The 3,156-nt window shown below is 64.5% G+C and carries 3 protein-coding genes; all 3 read right to left on the reverse strand.

Translation table 11 applies throughout. The annotated features are described in order from the left end of the window. Nucleotides 1-71: 71 nt before the first annotated feature. A complete protein-coding gene (locus VJS90_RS15070; RefSeq protein ID WP_324122445.1) occupies nt 72-1,676 on the reverse strand; it encodes an FGGY-family carbohydrate kinase in 1,605 nt (534 codons plus the stop codon). Between the two features lie 19 nt (nt 1,677-1,695). After that, entirely contained in the window at nt 1,696-2,556 is an 861-nt protein-coding gene (locus VJS90_RS15075; RefSeq protein ID WP_414704948.1) for an ABC transporter permease, read from the reverse strand. A gap of 118 nt (nt 2,557-2,674) precedes the next feature. Then, the coding region (locus VJS90_RS15080; protein ID WP_324122447.1) for an ATP-binding cassette domain-containing protein at nt 2,675-3,156 on the reverse strand (482 nt) is incomplete at its 5' end.

Raw genomic sequence — 3,156 nt, forward strand, 5'->3', positions numbered from 1 at the left:
GCTCGCGGTCATGGCCGATGTCTTGCGAGTTGCCAACGGGATAAACCGGGAAGAGGTGATCCGCGCGTGACTCAAGGCTCGACCTGATCCGGCACTGCTGCGGCCTTGCCGATTGCCGCTGTGTCGTCCCCCGGTTTTTGCCTGAGCCCGGCCAAGGCGTGCATGCTGGGTTTCAAGGCCTGGTAGAGATTGCAATACTGCTCGAACATATGGTCGTACATGACTTTCCTTGCCGGATCTGGCTGGGCACGCGGACGCAACGTGCGCCAGTTGCGTACCTCTGCCAGGGTTTCGATTTCGCCGATGGCCAGCGCTGCCAGCATGGCCCCGCCCAGTGGCGCCTCGACGGCCTGCTCGATCGTGAGGACGGGGTAGCCGGTGATGTCGGCGATGATCTGCATCCACAAGTCCGATGCCGCGGCACCGCCGACCACGATCAGCTCCGGATCAAGCCGTAACGCCCCCAGCTGGCCGCGCTCTATGTTGTGGCGCAAGGCAAATGCCAGGCCTTCCAGGACCGCGCGGTACAGGTGCGCCCGGGTATGGAACAGCGACAGGCCGACGTAGGCGCCGGACGCCTTGGCATCCCAGACCGGGCTGCGTTCCCCCATCAGGTAGGGCAGGAACACCAGCCCATCGGCGCCGGCAGGGGTCTTGGCCGCATCCCGCTCCATCAGCTGATGCACTTCGGTGCCTGGCGCCTGGGCGGCTGCCTGTTTCTCCTGCGCGCAGAACTGCTCGCGAAACCAGCTGACCGAAGCCCCGGCCGCGATCGCGCCGCCAAAAATGTAGATGTCCTCAAGGGCGTTGTGCACGTAGGGCATGCTGATCAGGCCCAGGTCGGCCTCGGTGCGCTGGTTGATGAAGCCCCAGCACATGCTGGTCCCCAGCATGGCGACATGGTTTCCGGGCTCGAGCACTCCGGCGGCCAGGGTGGCCATCGCCGCGTCGACGCCACCGGCCACCACGGGGGTACCAGCGCTCAGGCCGAGGCGCCGCGCCGCGTCGGGCAGCAACCCACCGACGATCTCGCGGGACTCCACCAGGCGCTGGGGCATCAGGGCAGGGTCGATGCCCAGCGCGTCGAGCATCGGGGTTGACCACTTGCGCGCATGGATGTCATAGACCCCGCCGATATTGCCCGCCGAACTGTGGTCCACGGCCAGCTCACCGGTCAGCTGATACTGCACATAGCTGTTGGGCGGCAACAGGTAGCGCGTCCTGGCCCAGACCTGTGGCTGATTGCGCTTGATCCACAGCATCTTGGTGAAGCCATGGTAGCTGTCCACGCCATTGCCGGTGACGCGCTTGAGCGTCGCGACATCCACGTGCTGGCGCACCCACCGCACCTCGGCGGTGGCGCGCCGGTCCATCCAGATCAGGCAGGGGTGCAGCGGCTTGATGTCGGCATCGACCGGAATTCCCGAGTCGCCATACAGGCTGCTGACGCAGATCGCCTTGATCTGCCCGGCCGGCACCGGGCTTTGGGCAACCACTGCCGCGACCGTCTCATGGACCGCGTCCAGCCAGACGTCCGGCCATTGTTGCGCCCAGAGCGGGCGCGGTTGTTCTACCTGATAACTGACTGACGCCTGCGCAAGAATGTCACCCTTGGTCGACACCAGCAGCGCCTTGGTACTTTGTGTTCCGATATCAACCCCGATCACGTAACGCATGATCCTGCTCCTTGTCGGTTTAGCGGTCGCGGCTGCGACTGATGTAGATGGCCAGCAGAATGATCGCGCCCTTGATGATGTTCTGGATGTATGGGGAGATACCCATCAGGTTGAGGCCGTTGTTGAGCACACCCAGCATCATCGCGCCGACCAGGGTGCCAACGATGGCGCCGCGGCCACCGGCGATCGCGGTACCGCCCAGCACCACGGCGGCGATGGCATCAAGCTCGAAGCCCACCCCGGCGTTGGGTTGCCCGCTCATCAGCCGCGAGCTCAGGACGATGCCCGCCACGGCAGCGGTCAGGCCGCTGAGGGTGTAGACCAGCAGCTTGTAGCGCGAAACGCGTACGCCACTGAGCCGCGCGGCCTCTTCGTTGCCGCCGATGGCATAGATGTAGCGGCCCAGGGGCGTCTTGTGCAGCAGGATGTAGGCCAGCACGTACATCACCGCCATGACCAGGATCGGCACCTGCAGGCCCAGGACTTCGCCGCGGCCCAGGAAGGCAAATTCCTGCGGCAGGCCGGAGATGGGATAGCCACCGGTATAGAGCAACGCCAGGCCACGGGCGATGCCCATTGTCGCCAGTGTGACGATGATCGGTGGCATCCTGGCGTAGGCGACGAACACGCCGTTGCCCGCCCCGAACAATGCGCCGACAGCCAGTCCCGCGAGCATCGCGAGTTCCATCGGGAAGCCCGCCACCATCAGGCCGGCGGTCAGGGTGCCGGACAAGGCCATGACCGGCCCCACGGACAGATCGATGCCGCCGGTCAGGATCGCGCAGGTCATGCCTACCGCGATGATGGCGATGATCGACACCTGGCGAAGGACGTTGCTGAGGTTGCTGGCGGTCAGGAAGTTGTCATTGGCCAGGGACATCGCCACGAAGATCACGATGAATCCAGCAAGCGGATAGAACACCGGCGAGGTGCGCCATTTGCTCAAGCGCACACTGATCGGCGAAGGCCCCTGGCCTCCAAGCGGGGTATGGGTGACATCATTCATCGTTGGCCGCTCCCGTCGCGTAGCGCATTATTTCGTTGGAATTCACCGCCGCGCCCGAGAGGGTCGTGACTATCTTGCCATGCCGGAACACCGCCACCCGGTCGCTGAGACCGACCACTTCAAGCAGGTCCGAGGACACCACGATGATCGAGACGCCCTGCACCGTCAGTGCACGCATCAACCGATAGATCTCGGCTTTGGCGCCCACATCGATGCCGCGCGTGGGCTCATCGAAGACCAGCACCTTGCAGGCGTGGTTGAGCCAGCGCGCGATCACCACCTTCTGCTGGCTGCCGCCACTGAGGTTGCGCACCTGACAGTCATGGTCCGGCGCCTTGACCTGGACCTTGCGCATCAACGCGTCGACCACCTGGCCTTCGTCGCGACGGTCGATGATGAAGCCCCGGCCGCAGTGCTTGAGCAGGTTGTTGAGGGTGATGTTCTCGCGGATGGAAAAGGGTAGTATCAGGCCTT

The sequence above is a fragment of the Pseudomonas sp. genome (assembly GCF_035277045.1).
In the GTDB taxonomy this organism is placed as follows: domain Bacteria; phylum Pseudomonadota; class Gammaproteobacteria; order Pseudomonadales; family Pseudomonadaceae; genus Aquipseudomonas.